The 17,779-nt window shown below is 34.3% G+C and carries 20 protein-coding genes; 3 read left to right on the forward strand and 17 right to left on the reverse strand.

Features of this window, described 5'->3' with window-relative positions:
- The first annotated feature begins 50 nt into the window (after nt 1-50).
- A complete protein-coding gene (locus tag AC3WJF_RS15460; protein ID WP_492453724.1) occupies nt 51-1,862 on the forward strand; it encodes a methyl-accepting chemotaxis protein in 1,812 nt (603 codons plus the stop codon).
- Between the two features lie 33 nt (nt 1,863-1,895).
- Here AC3WJF_RS15460 and AC3WJF_RS15465 read toward each other — a convergent pair whose 3' ends face one another.
- A complete protein-coding gene (locus AC3WJF_RS15465) occupies nt 1,896-2,054 on the reverse strand; it encodes a YjcZ family sporulation protein (protein ID WP_492453726.1) in 159 nt (52 codons plus the stop codon).
- Between the two features lie 107 nt (nt 2,055-2,161).
- A complete protein-coding gene (msrA, locus tag AC3WJF_RS15470; RefSeq protein WP_492453728.1) occupies nt 2,162-3,106 on the reverse strand; it encodes a peptide-methionine (S)-S-oxide reductase MsrA in 945 nt (314 codons plus the stop codon).
- Between the two features lie 158 nt (nt 3,107-3,264).
- Here msrA and AC3WJF_RS15475 point away from each other — a divergent pair, with 158 nt between their 5' ends.
- Nucleotides 3,265-3,975, forward strand: coding sequence for a DUF4397 domain-containing protein (locus tag AC3WJF_RS15475; protein WP_492453730.1), 711 nt, complete (start codon nt 3,265-3,267; stop codon nt 3,973-3,975).
- A 49-nt stretch (nt 3,976-4,024) separates the two neighbouring features.
- Here the strand turns inward: AC3WJF_RS15475 and AC3WJF_RS15480 are convergent, their stop codons facing one another.
- From AC3WJF_RS15480 to AC3WJF_RS15545, 14 genes are all read right to left on the reverse strand, one after another.
- A complete protein-coding gene (locus AC3WJF_RS15480) occupies nt 4,025-4,621 on the reverse strand; it encodes a YpmS family protein (RefSeq protein WP_492453732.1) in 597 nt (198 codons plus the stop codon).
- A 17-nt stretch (nt 4,622-4,638) separates the two neighbouring features.
- Nucleotides 4,639-5,427: an SGNH/GDSL hydrolase family protein gene (locus AC3WJF_RS15485; RefSeq protein ID WP_492453734.1), complete on the reverse strand. Its 789-nt coding sequence runs from the start codon at nt 5,425-5,427 to the stop codon at nt 4,639-4,641.
- Between the two features lie 173 nt (nt 5,428-5,600).
- Nucleotides 5,601-5,852 carry a DUF2535 family protein gene (locus AC3WJF_RS15490; protein WP_492453736.1) on the reverse strand — a complete coding sequence of 84 codons (252 nt, stop codon included), beginning with the start codon at nt 5,850-5,852 and terminating at the stop codon, nt 5,601-5,603.
- 121 nt (nt 5,853-5,973) lie between these two features.
- Nucleotides 5,974-6,459 (reverse strand): dihydrofolate reductase, encoded by a 486-nt coding sequence (locus tag AC3WJF_RS15495; protein WP_492453737.1) that lies wholly within the window; start codon nt 6,457-6,459, stop codon nt 5,974-5,976.
- Entirely contained in the window at nt 6,456-7,250 is a 795-nt protein-coding gene (locus AC3WJF_RS15500; protein WP_492453739.1) for a thymidylate synthase, read from the reverse strand. The genes AC3WJF_RS15495 and AC3WJF_RS15500 overlap by 4 nt, the downstream gene beginning before the upstream one ends.
- A gap of 363 nt (nt 7,251-7,613) precedes the next feature.
- On the reverse strand, nt 7,614-8,198 hold the full coding sequence (locus AC3WJF_RS15505) for a YpjP family protein (protein WP_492453742.1): 585 nt from the start codon (nt 8,196-8,198) through the stop codon (nt 7,614-7,616).
- Nucleotides 8,199-8,430: 232 nt separating this feature from the next.
- Nucleotides 8,431-9,204, reverse strand: coding sequence for a class I SAM-dependent methyltransferase (locus AC3WJF_RS15510; RefSeq protein ID WP_492453744.1), 774 nt, complete (start codon nt 9,202-9,204; stop codon nt 8,431-8,433).
- A 52-nt stretch (nt 9,205-9,256) separates the two neighbouring features.
- Nucleotides 9,257-9,691: a BrxA/BrxB family bacilliredoxin gene (locus AC3WJF_RS15515; protein WP_492453746.1), complete on the reverse strand. Its 435-nt coding sequence runs from the start codon at nt 9,689-9,691 to the stop codon at nt 9,257-9,259.
- Between the two features lie 25 nt (nt 9,692-9,716).
- Entirely contained in the window at nt 9,717-10,847 is a 1,131-nt protein-coding gene (locus tag AC3WJF_RS15520; RefSeq protein ID WP_492453748.1) for a conserved virulence factor C family protein, read from the reverse strand.
- 33 nt (nt 10,848-10,880) lie between these two features.
- Nucleotides 10,881-12,752 (reverse strand): ABC-F family ATP-binding cassette domain-containing protein, encoded by a 1,872-nt coding sequence (locus AC3WJF_RS15525; protein ID WP_492453750.1) that lies wholly within the window; start codon nt 12,750-12,752, stop codon nt 10,881-10,883.
- Nucleotides 12,733-13,392, reverse strand: a complete 660-nt coding sequence (locus AC3WJF_RS15530) for an HD domain-containing protein (protein ID WP_492453752.1) — start codon at nt 13,390-13,392, stop codon at nt 12,733-12,735. The genes AC3WJF_RS15525 and AC3WJF_RS15530 overlap by 20 nt, the downstream gene beginning before the upstream one ends.
- 95 nt (nt 13,393-13,487) lie before the next feature.
- Nucleotides 13,488-14,339: an amidohydrolase family protein gene (locus AC3WJF_RS15535; protein WP_492453754.1), complete on the reverse strand. Its 852-nt coding sequence runs from the start codon at nt 14,337-14,339 to the stop codon at nt 13,488-13,490.
- 26 nt (nt 14,340-14,365) lie between these two features.
- On the reverse strand, nt 14,366-16,054 hold the full coding sequence (locus tag AC3WJF_RS15540) for a formate--tetrahydrofolate ligase (RefSeq protein WP_492453756.1): 1,689 nt from the start codon (nt 16,052-16,054) through the stop codon (nt 14,366-14,368).
- Nucleotides 16,055-16,099: 45 nt separating this feature from the next.
- The gene (locus AC3WJF_RS15545) at nt 16,100-16,804 is read right to left on the reverse strand and encodes an AIM24 family protein (RefSeq protein ID WP_492453759.1); all 705 of its coding nucleotides are present in this window, start codon (nt 16,802-16,804) and stop codon (nt 16,100-16,102) included.
- Between the two features lie 179 nt (nt 16,805-16,983).
- Between AC3WJF_RS15545 and AC3WJF_RS15550 the strand changes: the two genes are divergently transcribed.
- Entirely contained in the window at nt 16,984-17,202 is a 219-nt protein-coding gene (locus AC3WJF_RS15550) for a DUF3892 domain-containing protein (RefSeq protein WP_492453762.1), read from the forward strand.
- Nucleotides 17,203-17,292: 90 nt separating this feature from the next.
- On the opposite strand, the gene mntR is transcribed toward AC3WJF_RS15550, so the two are convergent.
- Nucleotides 17,293-17,718, reverse strand: coding sequence for a transcriptional regulator MntR (gene mntR, locus AC3WJF_RS15555; RefSeq protein WP_492453764.1), 426 nt, complete (start codon nt 17,716-17,718; stop codon nt 17,293-17,295).
- Nucleotides 17,719-17,779 lie beyond the last annotated feature (61 nt).

A 17,779-nucleotide genomic window follows, 5' to 3' on the forward strand; every position in this document is an offset into this window, starting at 1 on the left:
AGATAATTTGTCATATGTTATTTCAAAAACATTACTAAGGGGGGACCAAAATGGGCATAAAAGAAAAAAGTAATCCAAAGGTGAAAAAGCCCAAAAAACCAAAAAAATTAAAGGTTCAAAAAGAAGTGAATAAAAAACAAAGAAAAATCTCCTTTTCGTATGTACAATCCATTAGAGGGAAAATCACTATTTCATTTGGAGTTCTAACCATTCTTTTGATTCTTTTATCCATTACATCCTATTTCAATATGAAGCAACTAGAAGAAGAAATTGATCACGTTGTTTCACATGATTTTGTTATCCATGAAAAAATACAAAGTATTCTACAATCCGCTTATACCATTGAATCTGCAGAAAGAGGATATGCAATTACAGGTGATGAGAGCTTTTTAGATCCATATTATTCTAGTAAAAAAAATATAGACCAAAATATGAAGCAATTAAAAACATTAGTTAAAGCGGATAAGTCACAACTCAAAAAAGTTGTGGCCATCGAAGAATCCTACTATTATTGGAGTGGATCTATTGACAACGTTATTCAAACGCGTCAATTTCAAACTGAAAAGGAAGCTAGAGATTTAATTAAAGATGCTCATGGAAAAGATTACATGGGGAAAATGGAATCAAATATTTCCGCATTTGATAAAACACAATCCAATACAACTCAAAATCGGATAAATAGTCTACATAATAAAGCTAAAATAATGGAAGCGGCAACATTCTTATTATCTTTAGTAGCAATTATACTTACCATTGTACTTTCCTTAGCTTTGTCCAGAAGCATAAAATCTAATGTTAGAAAAATTAGTGGTTCTATCCTTGAAATAGCAAATGCCGGGGGAGACCTCACAAAACGAATACAAGTCAATTCTAATGATGAGCTTGCTGGTCTTGCCAAAGATACTAATGTGCTTATTGATGGTATAGCGAAGCTTGTTAAGGAAGTATCAAAAATGGCGGAAAATGTATCAGTTAGCAGTGAAGAACTATTAGCTTCAGCTGAGGAAACAGCTAAAACGATAATGTCTATTGCCGAAACTTCAAGTGAAATAGCATCTGGCAGTGAAAAAACAACAACGCAAATGGATGCCTCATTAAACAAAATGAATTCTTTAAATGAAGTCGTTGAGGTCTTAAGCAGTCTTGCCGATCGTGTAAAAGTTGCAGCATTAAATATGCAATCTTCTGCTGAATCTGGAGAAACATCTGTTAAGGAAGCATCGATTAAGATAATGAGTATCGAAGAAACAATGGCCAATACAAGTTCTACCGTTGAATCTTTAGGGAAAAAATCAGATGAAATTACAAAAATCATTAATACTATTACTGGAATAGCAGGGCAAACAAATCTCCTGGCATTGAATGCAGCTATCGAGGCTGCAAGAGCAGGTGAACATGGTCGCGGATTTGCAGTAGTTGCTGATGAGGTAAGAAAATTAGCTGAACAATCTCAAAATGCTGCAAAAGAAGTCTCTATTATCGTCCACTCTATTCAGAATGAAGTTAATACAGTAATTGAGCAAAATAAAGAAGGCGTACAAGCAGTTATTTCTGGAGTAGAAATTTCTAATGAGACAACACAGTCATTACAAAAAATACTTAAACACACAAATGAAACGACAAAAGTAATCTCAGAAATGGTTTCACAAATTGATCAAACATTGATTTTAAGTCGTGATGTTGCAAATTCCTTCGCTGCAGTAAGCGAAATAGCAGAAATTACCGCTTCCCACACAGAAACTACAGCCGCAGCATCAGAAGAAGGCTCAGCGGCTATGGAAGAAGTAACCGCATCTGCATCTGAATTATCTAAGCAAGCGGAAAACTTAAGAGATTTAATTTCTAACTTTAAAATAAAATAGTCCCCTTATACGGGGACTATTTTTTATAAGGTATTAATTGATCCAACAAGCCCCAATAATAATCAGTAGAATAAACAATACAACAATTAATGGGAACCAATTTGCACATCCGCCGCCATAACCAACTCCACAGCCGCCATAATTATATGTTGGATAGCAACAGCCGCCACCGCCATAACCTCCATAGTACATACCAAACAACTCCTCAAATGAAATTTTTATTTTTCATTTTAGGATATGTCATAAACCTATTTAATGAATGTGTATTCGCCCATATTATTATTGATTTTGTATGACTTCTAAAACTGATAAAATAATTTCAAGTATTTTGCATATCCTTCTTTTTCTAATTCACTTATCGGAATAAACTTTAATGAGGCGGAATTTATACAATATCTTAATTTTGTCTCTCCTGGACCATCGTCAAAAACATGGCCTAAATGTGAATTCGCAGTTTTACTTCTTACCTCTGTTCGAATCATCCCATAACTTTGATCGACTTTCTCGATTATTTCGTTTTCTTCTATTGGCTTTGTAAAACTTGGCCATCCACATCCTGCATCAAATTTATCAAGAGAACTAAAAAGCGGTTTGCCTGAAACAATGTCTACATATATTCCTTCTTCAAATTGATTCCAGTATTCATTTTGAAAAGGAGGTTCCGTTGCATTATTTTGCGTTACCTCGTATTGGATTCTGTTTAGCTTCTTTTTTATATCATTGTGACCCCAGTGTTTTTTAATAAAACCCGCTCTACCTGATCCCTCATAATAAGCATTATAATGTGCCAGGTTTTTTTGATAATAGTGTTGATGATACTCTTCTGCAGGATAAAAAGTGTCAGCGGGCACAATTTCCACCACAATCGGAGCTTTGAATCTACCGCTACTCTGCAACGCACTTTTCGATTCCTCTGCTAACTGTTTTTGCTTATCATTATGATAAAAAATTGCTGGCCTGTAGGAGGAACCTCTATCATAAAATTGTCCTCCAGCATCTGTTGGGTCAATTAGTTGCCAAAAAACACTCAATAGGTTTTCATATGGAAATACAGTTGGATCAAATGTGATTTGAACGGCTTCCGTATGCCCTGTCATCCCTGAACAAACCTCTTCATACGTCGGATTTGGCACCTTTCCACCCGTATAACCGGAAATGACGCTCACAATACCTTCTTGTTCATCAAATGGTTTTACCATACACCAAAAACACCCACCAGCAAACGTGGCCAATTCATTCGCCATCTCTCTTACCTCCTATTCAAGGTTATCTTATTACCTACATATTATTATAAATCACTATGATCCCTTTCACTAGAAATTACTTTTCTCTGCAAGCAAGGCACCAACCTATAGGCGCAAGAATATAGTGTAAGCAAATCTTGAATGGAGCGAAAAGAATCATGAAAAATAAATCCGATTATTTTCAAAGAGCTACCAAATATAATTTGCTTGCTGAATATTATAAATATACGGACCCTGCTCGTCAAATCGAATATTATCAAAAACATTTAAAATATATGAATAAAGTATTATGGCAAAATCGAACAATGCAACAGACAAATCCCGTACATGTTCGGTTTTTGAATGCCACAAAAGACATTGCAAATATTGATATATTTACAAATGGTAGGCTATTAATTAAAGATTTACCATTTAAAAATATTACTCCTTACTATGTATTAGATAAAGGCAAACATCATCTTGATATTTATCCAGCAGGAACACAAGTATCAACCATTATTAACAAAAATATCGATTTAGAATCTAATCAAACATACACATTGGCAACCGTTTCCACCAATGATAAATTACAGTTATTAACTTTTGAAGACTTTCCAAATGAAACGTCAAAAGATACAAAGGTAAAATTTATTCATTTAACATCCGATTATCCTTCTGTGAATGTCTCTATCAAATATAAAGAAACCCTTTTCGATAACATTAGCTATAAAAAATCATCGGAATATAAATTGATTGAACCGATGACGACAAAAATAGAAGTAATGGATTGTGAAACAAAAAAAATAATTGATACAATGGAAAATGTATTATTTACCCCATCAAAGATAGTTACCATTTTCTTTATAGATTCAAAAATAGTATTAGCTTAAAAAACAGGTGCCCTTTCATTAAAAGGCACCTGCTCATCTTGATATAAAGTTATTGATTTTCGAGAGGAAAAAGTAATGTAAAGGAAATATCGTTATCGTCTAAATTAAATGTATCGATACGTGCTTTCATATCGCCTTGCCTGATCTTCATTTTTTGCAAACCTACATAAACCATTTTCTTATCAGGCTGAATGCTCACCCAATTAGGTAGCTTGTATGAATTCTTAATAAGATTCAAAACAAAAGAAGCAGGTAGATTTAAACTTCCCAGTGAAATTGATTTTTGCTTTAATATTAAGTCACCATTTTCCAATACCTCAGGAATGAATGTCATTTTCAATTCAACATTCTCAGAAAATACAGGTATAGAACCATCCAATTCCACATCATTTCGTAAATAAACATTATATTTTATTGGACCGTTTAAACCTTCTTTTTCAATATAATGGTTGATCAATTTATTTAGGTCATCTTTATTAGTATTAACATGAAACTGTACATATTTATCTTTATTTAAGTTAGTTTTTGGTATTGTACCTGAACTACCAGGGGTAAAAATAAAATATCCTATTATCATGACAATGACCAAAACGATGAATAGCAAAGCAAAAAATGCTTTTTTCCAGCGATTTTTAACATGGATCATTTTTTATACCTCCCATGTTATTGTCTTAATTGTTTAAGCTCATTTTTACTTAAGTATTCCCCAATACGTTTTGCCATTAATTGATACCCTGTATCATTAGGATGGAAATCATCAGAATAAAATAAATTTACATTCTGATTTTCAAAAATATCACTGATCGGAATAAATTGTGTATTTTTAAATTGCATCAAGGTTTGCGCACTTGCATTATTCCAATCATTCACTATCTCATCTAGTTCCTTAATGTCGGAAAACCACTTTTCAAATGGATTATAAATACCAATTAACACGATTCCTACATCGGGTTTATATTCACGAATGGTCTGTATAATCTCATTCAATCTTTTTTGATACCCATTAATAGCTGTTTCAAATTTGTCTACTTGCAAATTGGTGAAATTCTCCCTAAAAACTTTCATGACATCATTACCGCCTATTGTTACAGTAACAATATCAGCTTTTTTTATTTCAGTCATTACTTTTGGCTGTTTAAGTCTCGCTAACAGTTGATCCGTTCGATCTCCCTTAATTCCGAAATTTTCAAAAGTAAAAGAACCAATTCCTTTTTCTTTTTCCATTATTTCTTTCAGATAAGGTAAATATCCACCACGATTCGTACTGTCGCCAACTCCTTGTGTTAGGGAATCTCCGACTGCCACGATATGAAGATTCTTCGGTAAGAATCCTTCAGGTGGCATCTTTTTTGCTTCAATATTTGCTTGTTTGCTTGGTTGGCCATTTATCTGTATGGAACAACCTGATACTAGAATAATAATGGCTAAAAGTAAGGTGAATTTTCTAATCATTTTGATCACCTCGCTTTAAGAAATCTTATTAATTATAACATTACTACCCTTTTTTCAACATCATAATGCATTAAATTTTTCATGATCTATTATAAAAATATAATTATCATGATCCTTTAACAGAGCCTTTACATAGAAAAAAGATCTCCTATTTCAAGAGACCTTATCAAATATTATGCATTATTTTTTAATATCGATGACTGATAGATTAATTCAAAATCCGGCCACCTTAGGGCCTTTTTTAAGTAATCTCGAAATGAATAATTTGTCTTTACACTTGAGGAATTATGAATTTGTTTCACTAACTGTGCAAGCCTTTTATTTATTGTGTAGTAATGGGGACTTGCTTCATTTAATACCGGAATATCGGTAATTTTCACCTTCTGTCCATTATGTGTTTTGAACTCAAGGCTTTTAAATAGCAAAATATCAATCCTCTTTTTCACCCGTTTAAATACATTATACCTTATGTTTAATTACAAATCCTGTCTTTATTTGCAAATCAATATAAAAATTTTTAAATATTGAAGATTGCCTCTATGTGGATTATTTTCTTTCGAATACTTGAAATTCATATTCATATGGATTTTCTTCGTTTTTTACCCCTTTTTCTTTTGAAATGATTTTCCACTCTGTCCAATCTATAAGCGGAAAGTATGTATCTCCTTCAAATTCATGATGAATTTTTGTCACATATAGTCGATCGACTTCTTCCATAAATAATCCGAAGATCTCGGCTCCACCAGTAATAAATACCTCATCATCTTTCTCTCTAATCCATTTTAACAGCTCATTTTTTGTTTGAAATATTAGGCAATGTTCAGCTTGAAAATTCTCGTCTCTAGTTAATACAATATTTGTCCGTCCTGGAAGAGGTTTGCCAATCGATTCAAATGTCTTACGCCCCATTACTATCGGATGTCCCATTGTTGTTTTTTTAAAATACTTTAAATCCTCAGGTAAGCGCCAAGGTAATTGATTATTCTTTCCGATAATTCCCTTCTGATCTTCTGCCCATAAAAAAGATATCATACGCTAACAACTCCTTTAATATGTGGATGAGGCTGATAATCCTGTAACGAGAAATCTTCATAATGGAAATCAAAAATAGAAGATACATTTGGATTAATAACCATTTTCGGTAATGGTCTGGGTTCTCGCATTAATTGAAGCTCCACCTGTTCAATATGATTTTCATATATATGGGCATCACCTAATGTATGGATAAAATCACCAGGTTGCAAATCACATACTTGTGCTATCATCATTGTTAATAAGGCATAAGAAGCAATATTAAATGGGACACCTAAAAAGATATCTGCAGACCGTTGATAAAGCTGACAAGATAATTTTCCATCTGCTACATGAAATTGAAAGAAACAATGGCATGGGGGTAAGGCCATTTTATCGATTTCACCTACATTCCAAGCATTCACAATTAACCTTCGCGAATTAGGATTAGACTTAATTTGTTCGATTACTTCTGAAATTTGGTCTAATGTTTCCCCATTAGTCTTCTCCCAAGATCTCCATTGATGTCCATAAACCGGGCCAAGCTCTCCTGCTTCATCTGCCCATTCATTCCATATTTTTACACCATTTTCTTGAAGGTATTTAACATTCGTATCTCCATTAAGCATCCAAAGTAATTCATAAATGATCGATTTCAAGTGCAACTTTTTTGTTGTTAGAAGCGGAAAACCGTCCTGAAGATTATATCTCATTTGATAACCAAAAGTACTGATCGTTCCCGTGCCCGTACGATCACCCTTTTTTGTTCCATTTTCTAGAACATGTTTACATAAATCCAGATATTGCTTCATCATAACACCTCTTATTAACCTTAGTTAATCCTTCATTCTTTTATAATATACCATCAAATAATGATTGTGATAGGCCTATAGCAATAGTACACCTATAATGAAAATACATACTAGTAATTTGCGCATCAATAGCCATCCTAATGTTTTTCTAGTAGTTTAGTAGTTTCATTATAACATATTGCGAAAGTAGGGCATTTCAATTATATTGGTAAAATCACTAAAAAAGGTGCCAAAATTGGCACCTTTTTGAAAGAATATGTAAGTATAATTTTTTTATTATATTATGCATATAACTTGTGTTGTTTTTGTCTAGCGCAAGCAGCCATAAGCTAGCGGATGAGCTTGGCACCTCCACTTATCTTATTATACACTCATCCATTTTGGTGGGGTGTTTTTATCCCAATATATTTTTCCAAGTACATAATGCTTTTGGTATTTATCATATTGTACATGGTAATGAAAATTAAAATAATATCCATCCATTGGTGGGTGGTCTCGTCTTACGTGGAAGCGAATAATATCTTCATTTGTTTTTGTATCATATATGTGAAATATTTTCTCGCTTACCCCGCCACTAGGTGACTCTGAAATAGCTAGTGATTCAAGCTTTTCTTCGGGATATTCAGCAACAGTCATTTCTATTGCTCTTTGAATATTTGGCAAAATAATTTGTCTAAAATCATCTTCAATAACAGGAGATATTTTTGCACCAAATTTCTCAAAAGATTGTTTCTCTGCTTCCACCATCACCGAGTTAACAAAACTTTCCTTGTCAAGCTTTGATTGCTGTATAGATAAATAAGTTGGATTTTGAGATTGATCATGTTTTTGTTGTTCTGATTTATCAACATCGTGATTCCCATTCCAAAACGCATGTGTGGGAGTGACCATTCCAAAAGTAAATATGGATACCAGCACAACAATTGATTTTTTCATCCACTTTTTCACGGCTATCTCCCCTTTCTACAGCAAATAGACCCTACTATTCTTATAATCTATTTTCCAAAAAAAACTTAAAAAATCCTTAATTTAATCTGATATATCTCTTATTTTACAACGAAATAGCTATTTTTAATAGGGAAATATTGACTAAATTGTTGCATTTTTTCGAAATCCCATCTTTTTCGTGAAATTTATTGATGATGGGACTTCATAGTAGAGAAAAGTTTGTGAATAGACGTTACAAGTTTAAAACCCCATAGTGGAATTTTGCTGATTTCCTTGTAAAAACTTGAAATTGATATTCTTTAAAAGTAGAAGAACGAAAATGGTCCTTTAAAACAATTCTATCTTTTGCAACTCTTTTGGCTTCCTCAATCGTATTTGCGGTTATTCCTCCATATATAGCAAAATCCTTAAGTGCTTTTATCCCATCGGATGTGAGAACTGATTCTTCAAACATAGGATCAAAATAAATTACATCCACCATATTATCAGGACACTTTCTCAGAAAGTCATCATAGGTAGTTGAAATAACTTTGATTCTTCTCATTGCACTATTTATTTGTAATAGACATGAGTTCCAAGTCTGTAATCCATGATTAACAATATACGAAAGATATTGATTTCCTTCCAGAGAAACTACTTTACCACTTTCCCCTACTACAAAAGCAGATACAATACTATCAGAGGCAAGTCCCATCGTACAATCTAATATGCTCATTCCTTTTTTTAGATTAGTAGCATGGACAAAAGGGTCATGCTCACCTTTTAACAATCGCTTAATCCTAAAACTCGCAGAATTGGGATGAAAAAAGAAGGGAGCTTCAGCATTTCTTAAGTACATCTCTAATCTTTCTTTCCCAACGATGATACAATCATCATGATAATTAGCCTGTAGTGTCTGTATTGATAGCTTTTTTCTTTCTATAAAGGGAACATTTAATCCCATGGCCACTTCTTTACCATAATCGGTCATAGATGCATTCGTTCTTCCTGCAATAGATACAAACATTTTTATCACACCTAAAAATGGGGTGTCGTTTGACACCCAGCTAAAATAATGATCAACAATATTCTTGAAAAGCTTTAGTTATATTATCAACAATCTCTTCTATATCATGATCTTCTATATCATCACGAGGAATAAAATGTACAACTTCTTTCCCCTTTAAAATCGCCATTGATGGAGAAGACGGTTCATAGTTAACAAAGTACTCTCGCATTTTGGCAGTTGCTTCCTTGTCCTGTCCTGCAAAAACTGTTACAAAATGATCTGGTTTCTTAGAACTTTTTTCTAGCGCTTGAACCGCAGCTGGCCTTGCTAAGCCAGCAGCACAACCACATATAGAATTTACGACCACAAGTGTTGTACCATCTACTGAATTCATATATTTTTCTACATCCTCAGCGGTTAATAGCTCCGCAAATTTCGCTTGAACAAGTTCCTCTCGCATTGGTTTTACAATTTGCTTCATATATTCTTCATATGCCATTGACATCTTCATTGCCTCCGAACGTTTCTTTTTATTTTGATTTCCTAGCTTCCGTCATCTGTTTCCAAACAGATCCTTGTGCGGCTTCCCCGCCTTCAATTCTTTCGATGGCCATCTTAACTTGAAGGCGAACTTCAAACTCAGGATCATTTTCTACATCTCTTAAAGCTGGTAGTGCCGTTTCATCTCCTTCCTCATATAGAAACATTGCTGCTCTCCAGCGGACAATTTTGCTGTTATCTTTCAAAGCTTTCATCATTGGTTGAATAGCTTCCTTAAATCCAAGGTCTGATAAGGCATCACCAGCAGTTCTTCTAACTGTTACTACTTTATCTTCCAGACCTTCAAATAAATAAGGTAAAACACTTTTATCTTTAATCATCCCAAAATAAACAACTGCTAATCTTCTGATAGAAGATTTCTCATCATGTAGAGCTTTTTCTAGAACAGGTAAATCATTCGTTGTAGGATTCTCCATTTGTTCTAAAAGCTGATATCTTTTACGCCAATCAGGATCCTCTAACATATCAATGGTCACTTTAAACATTTTCTTTAAATCATTTTCCAATTCCAATTTTGGATTCAGTGCATTTGCTACAATTTTATTTAATCGATCATCCGGATATGCTGCGATTATTTCTTCGACAACCTCTTTCCCTACATTTTCTAGGTCGCCATAACGAACACCTTGTTCTTTCCATTTCCGTAAGAGCACATAATTATCTCCAGGCAACTGCGCTTTTTCCATTGCCTGAAGATAATTTACTGGTAGACCAAAGCGTTTCTCCTGTTCTCCATCTACCAGTTTGACCTGAAGAGGTATGGCTTTAAACATTTGGATAAAAACATGAACTTCCCCGAAATGCTCCATTATTTTCTGCTCTTGATGTTTTTGAGTAGTTTCATCTTCACCAAACGCTAATCTTATTTTTGGTAATATATCTTGCCAATCTATTTTTCCATTTCGTTCTACTGCAAGGAAGTCCGCAACATGATATACACCTTTAACACCTTCTATTTCAAGGATAGATTGTATGATTAATGGTGCTTCTTTTGCTTGCTCTGATTTATAATTTGTACTTTTCCCTGCAGGTAATTCCTCATTTAAGATTATTTTCATCGTATTAGGACTCGGAGTAGGTTCAATCGTAACAATTTTCATAACTCTCACCTCTTATACCAATTGGACTAGTTTCTATACAAGTTCGGACAAATAGGTCCATCTTTCAATAAGCTGTTCTAGCGTTTCATCTTGGACTGCTATTTCGTCCATAATCTTTTGCGCCTTTTCAAAATCACTACCGATATTATTTAATTCTAACTGAAGGGATTCCAATTTTTGTTCTGCTGTTGATATTTTCCCCTCTATTTCTTCCCATTCTCTTTTCTCCATATAGCTCATTCTTTTCGGTTTGTTGACGTTTCTCTCTACTACAGGAGAGGGATCCTTCACTTCTTTCTTAGCTTCCACCTGTTTCCATTCTAAATATTCACTGTAGGTGCCATAGTATCGATCGATGTTTCCATCGCCTTCAAAAATTAAAAGTTGCTCGGCTGTTTTGTCTAAATAGTAACGATCATGTGAAACGGAAATAACAACTCCAGGAAACTCTTCTAAATAATCCTCCAGGACAGTAAGTGTTTGTGTATCTAAATCATTTGTCGGCTCATCAAGTAACAATACATTTGGTTTTTCCATCAATAGTCTCAATAAATATAACCGTCTTTTCTCTCCACCAGATAATTTCCGAATTAGTGTACCATGTGTATATAAGGGGAAAAGAAATCTTTCCAACATTTGCGCTGCAGAAATCGTTTCTCCGTCTTTTGTCGTTACAGCATTTCCATATTCACGAATATACTCAATCATTCGTTTCCGGTCATCCATATCCTCATTTTCTTGTCTATAATAAGCTATTTTTACCGTTTGACCTTGAATAATTTTACCACTTGTAAGAGGAATCACTCCGGCGAGTAGATTCATAAATGTGGATTTACCGCTTCCGTTTTTCCCAATTACACCAATTCTATCCCCTGGTTTAATTAGCCAGTTGAAATCTTTTAATATGACCCGATCATCATATATTTTACATGCTTCCTCAAACTCAAATACTTGCTTCCCTAAACGGCTGCCCTGGATTGCAAAGTCCACATTTTCATTTCCCGCGAGTTTTCCAAGTGAAGATTCAAGTTGTTCAAAACGTTGGATTCTTGCTTTTTGCTTCGTAGACCTAGCCTTTGCACCACGCCTCATCCAAGCAAGCTCTTGCTGGTAAAGATTCTTTCTTTTGCTTTCACTTGCAAGACCTTCTTCTTCTCTAAGTGCTTTTGCTTCAAGGAAATCTTGGTAATTTCCTTTGTAGGAATAAAGATGACCATGATCCAGTTCAAAAATTCGATTGACAACAGTATCCAGAAAATAGCGATCATGGGTTACAAGTAATATAGCTCCGGAATATTTATTTAAATAATCTTCTAACCAGTTTACTGAATCATAGTCTAAATGATTGGTTGGTTCGTCTAAAATTAATAAATCAGGTGTTTCGATTAGTACTTGCGCTAAGGCGACCCGTTTCTTTTGTCCTCCAGAAAGATTACCAATTTTTTTTGAGTAATCATCAATTCCTAATTTTGATAAAATCGTTTTAGCATTAGCATTTGCATCCCATGCATTTAAAGCATCCATTTCTTTGTGCAATGAAAATAGTATATCTTGTAAATTAGTGTTTGCAGGATCGTTTTCCAATTGCATCAATAATGTTTCATATCTTTTAAACAATTGTAAAATGGCTGCCTCCCCTTGAAAAACCTGCTCCAATACGGTTAATTCCGAATTTAACTCCGGATTTTGTGATAAATAACCAATTGAATACTGATTTGGATGCGTGATTTCTCCAGAATCAGGTTCATCTAATTTTGCCAATATTTTCAGCAAACTAGATTTTCCAGTCCCATTCACACCGATTATTCCTACTCTATCCTTTTCATTAATATGAAAGGATAGATGGTTAAACAGTTGTTTTTCTCCGTAAGTTTTTGATAGTTCTTCAACTGTTATTGATTTCATAATCACCGTTCCATTCTTGATAAAATTGCTTTAGAAAATTCTCTAAATATTGATGTCTTTCCAAAGCAATTAGTTTTCCTGTATTCGTAAGCATTTTATCCTTCAATAATAATAATTTTTCATAAAAGTGATGAATTGTCGAGGATTTTCCCTTTCGATATTCTTCGATTGTCATATTTTCTCTGGCAAGTAAGCTTGGATCAAACATAAGCTGTCCTTTATTTCCTCCATAAGCAAAAGCTCGTGCAATTCCAATTGCTCCGATGGCATCCAGACGATCTGCGTCTCGAACAGCCATTTGTTCAAATGTATGTACTGAAGACTCATTTCCGCCTTTAAAGGAGATAGTATCAATTATTTCAAATATTGCTGCCTGTTGATCGGGGGGAAGTGATAAAGAGTATAAGAAACTACTCAATTTATATTTTCCTTTTTCTATAGAAGAATTTAATTTTTCATCTGGAATATCGTGTAGCAATGACGCCATCTCGATAACAAATAGATCCCCATTCCCTTCACATTTTGCGATATACAAAGCAAGATTTCGAACTCGGTCAACATGAAACCAATCATGGCCGGTCGAATCCTCTCCCATTTCATTTTGAACAAACGCTTCTGTTTTCTTAATAATTTGATCCACCTTATTCCCTCGCCTTCTAAAAACCATTTTAACATGATTATATAAAAGCTTTAAATTATAAAGGCCGTATTTACCGTAAATACGACCTCTTTTTATCATAAATAATTTTTAAGCTTAGGAAATACCTTTAATGCATTGTGAAAAAATACTTCTTCATAATGTTTTTCTGGTATAAGCAACTTAATAAAATCTATATAGGGCTTAATTGGAGCTAACGGCCAATCCGTTCCGAAAAGGAGTCTCTCATAATGATCACAAAATTCTAAGGCATGCTTCAAATGATCGAAAAATCTGCCGTTAAGTTTTGTTTTAAAATCCTGTTCGGTTCCTACTAACAGGCCAGATAAATCTGCATACATATTCGAATTCTTATAAACAACCTCCGCACCTGTCAATACCCATGGATCTCCAAAATGGGCCATCATAAATCTCACTTTACGATGTTTTACCGCCACTTCATCAAGAGTTAATGGGTGCGAATATTTCAAAAGTCCTCTTTCTGAATACGTATCACCAGAATGGAACACAACTGGCACATCATATTTTTCTGCCAAAGCATATACAGGATCATATACTTTATCAAAAGCATAAAAGGGATAGTATCCTAAATAGATTTTGATTCCAACTACATTTGGTTTCTGAAGCTCCAATTCTAAGTTAATAAGTGAATTTTCATTTAATGTATGTGGGTTAACACCTGTACAGTACATAATATTCGATGGTATGCTTTCTTCTAAATCTAAGCCCATTGGAGTTTTAGCACTAGGGTCTGGAAATCCAGGTACGTCTGTTTCTGTTAACCCCATGCCGATACCTAAAACTACTCCTGCATCCTTATATTCTTTTAGTATTCCATCATTAGAATAATTCACAAATGAAAGATTCTGTGCTGTATAATGAAACTCTTTTATATTGGATAAATGCATATGTGCATCAATTATTTTCACAACAATTGCTCCTAAAATTTAATATCTTAAAACAAACCGATTACCTTACCTTTTTCATCTACATTCATATTGTAGGCGGCTGGCTTTTTCGGCAGTCCTGGCATGGTCATAATATCACCTGTGATAGCTACAATAAAACCAGCACCAAGCTTTGGTTTTAATTCTCTAACATGAACAATAAAATCCCGTGGTCGCCCCAATTTACTAGGATCATCCGATAATGAATACTGAGTTTTAGCCATACAAACAGGAAGCTTATCCCATCCAAAGTTTTTAAAATCCTTTAATTGTTTCAAGGCTTGCGCAGAAAAATCTACGTCCTTTCCCCCATAAACTTTCGTTATAATGGAGCGAATTTTCTCCTCCAATGGCAGATTTAATTCATATAGTGGCTGAAATACCGCACTATTATTTTCCATTACTTCCATTACTTTTCGTGCAAGCTCAATACCACCTTGTCCACCTTTTTCCCAAACTTCTGTCAGTGCCACAGGAATTGCATTCTCCTCACACCAATTTTGCAAAAGCGAGATTTCGGAATTGGAATCATTGGTAAAACGATTAATAGCAACAACGAAAGGTAAACCGAACTGTTTAATCGTTTCGACATGCTTTTTAAGGTTTTCGAGCCCTGCTTCCAGTGCTTTAACATTTTCATTTGATAGATCAGATTTCGCAACCCCTCCATGCATTTTTAATGCTCGAATCGTTGCAACAATAACGACTGCAGAAGGAATTAAACCTGCCGATCTTGCCTTTATATCTAAAAACTTTTCCGCTCCTAAATCTGCACCAAATCCTGATTCCGTTACAACATAGTCCGCTAATTTTAATGCGGTTTTCGTAGCCATTACACTGTTGCATCCATGTGCAATATTAGCAAAAGGTCCCCCATGTACAAGTGCAGGGGTATGTTCAATCGTTTGCACCAAATTTGGTTTTATAGCGTCTTTTAGCAATAATGCAAGTGCACCTTCTACTCCTAAATCACCAACCGTTACAGGTTGCTTGTCATAATTGTAAGCAACGACCATTTTCGATAATCGGTGTTTTAAGTCTTGAAGATCATTTGCTAAACAAAGAACAGCCATAATTTCTGAGGCTACTGTAATATCAAAGCCATCCTCCCTTGGTACACCTTGACCTGGCCCACCTAGTCCAATAACGATTTGTCTCAATGCACGATCATTTAAGTCTAAACATCTTTTCCATACGATTCTTCTAGGATCGATCTGCAGCTGGTTACCTTGATGGATATGATTATCCATTAAAGCAGCAAGAGCATTATTAGCTGTTGTAATGGCATGGATATCGCCGGTAAAGTGGAGATTAATATCTTCCATTGGCAATACTTGCGAATATCCTCCACCTGTAGCGCCTCCTTTCATCCCCATAGTAGGTCCTAAAGAAGGTTCACGAAGCGCAATCATTACCTTTTTCCCTATTGATTGAAGAGCATCACTTAACCCAACAGTAACCGTTGATTTTCCCTCTCCTGCAGGTGTGGGATTAATCGAGGTTACAAGTATTAGCTTACCGTTGTCATTTGCTTGCAAATCATGTATTTTTTCATAAGAAATCTTAGCTTTATATTTACCGTAGAAATCAAGGTCATCTTCTGCTAAGCCAAGTTTTTTAGCAATTTCTTTAATAGGAATTAGTGTAGATTCTTGGGCAATTTCAATATCTGTTTTCATTGTCTTATTTGAACTCATCTTCTATTCCTCCACCATTTATCTGATATAAATAAAACCGTATTTTTAACTCTTTGAATCAGTTGAAAAATAAACTTCCTCATAAGGTTGCACAACAACAAAACCATTTCCTGTGAATTTCATTTGTATAGATTCCCCACTTCCCCGTCCAAGAAAGGTCTTAAAAGATACATCTGTCACAAAGTCGGGCTTTAAATCTCCGGACCAAGCAACCGTCGCATTTGGATCAGTGTACACGGGATTATCAGATGTAACCATTAATGTCAATGGCTCGTAATGGGAGGTTATGGCTACCCGCCCAGTTCCCTCCAGCCTCACATTAAATATACCGCCTGCGAGCATTCCGGCAATTCTTCTCATTAGCTTTATATCCCATTCGATTGTTTGTTCAAATGCTAATAAATTATTCCCGTTAACAGTAAGAGCATCATTTTTTAAATGAAGAATGGAGACTTTTTTTCCTTGATCAGCAATATACAATTTCCCACTCCCGATTGCTTTCATTAATGAGGTGCCTTCACCTGTTAAAGCCTTTTTGAACAGTCTTCCAAGTCCATGTTCTAGCATTCTTTCTCTTACAAATTTAATTTTTCCGCGATAAGAAACCATAGAACCCGCTTTTGCCCATACTTGTCCATTTAAATTAATTTCAAGCAGTCTTGATGTTTCTAATTCGAAAAGACCTTGATTTTTATCTTCTTGCTTGGTTTTTTGAATGAAATCATGAATGGTATATCGTGAATCCTCCACCTGCGAATCCTCCTTTTTCACAGATTCAACCTACTATAAAAATAATATTAAATATTTATGTTTGATTTTCCTCTAATTTAACCAAAATATTATTATCCTTTCATTTTTCTCACATTTTTTTACATTATCTTAAGGATGTGAAAAGAAAGGAATATTAAATACGCAAGGGAGTAAGTTACGTGGAGCATATTACAAAGGTTCAAAAAAACTATAAAGGCAAAATAATAAGCTTTCAAACATCAGAAGGAAGAATTATTTCTTATCAGAAAGCAGTTATGGAAACAGAGGATGGGATTATCGAAGGAATAAATATTGAATCGAATCAGGATGGGAATGTCTTTTTATATAATAATGATGAAAATGATAAGTATTTTTCGAATTACCCTCCTATATACTAGTGAAGACTGTTTTCGTATACAAAGAAAGCAACAAACTTTGAGAAAAGACCCTTAAGAAATGTAAAAAGAACCGTTAAATGGCGGTTCTTTTTACATTTCTTCTTCATTTTTTTGCTGTAAAATATTTAAAGATTCAACACGTTCAGGATCTTCCTCAAAAAATTGTACTAAATCACCTATTCTATCGATAGAATTCCAGCTTAAATGATGTTCAATACCTTCGACATCATGATAAATATTTTCCTCTTTAACACCGATTAATTTAAGAAATTTTTCTAATAGATCATGGCGATCCACTAAACGTTTTCCAATTTTTTTGCCTTTCGATGTCAATATTAAGCCTCGGTATTTTTCATACACTAAATAATCATCTTTATCTAGCTTTTGTACCATTTTTGTTACAGAGGAGGGATGAACAGAAAGAGCTTCCGCAATGTCTGATACACGTGCATAACCTTTACTATCAATTAATAAATAAATTTGTTCTATATAATCTTCCATACTTGGTGTTGGCATCCCTAAACCCCCATTATGTAAGGCTCTTTTCACTATTAACAAATGAAAAAAACTTCAATCA

The sequence above is a fragment of the Heyndrickxia sp. FW510-T9 genome (assembly GCF_058781025.1).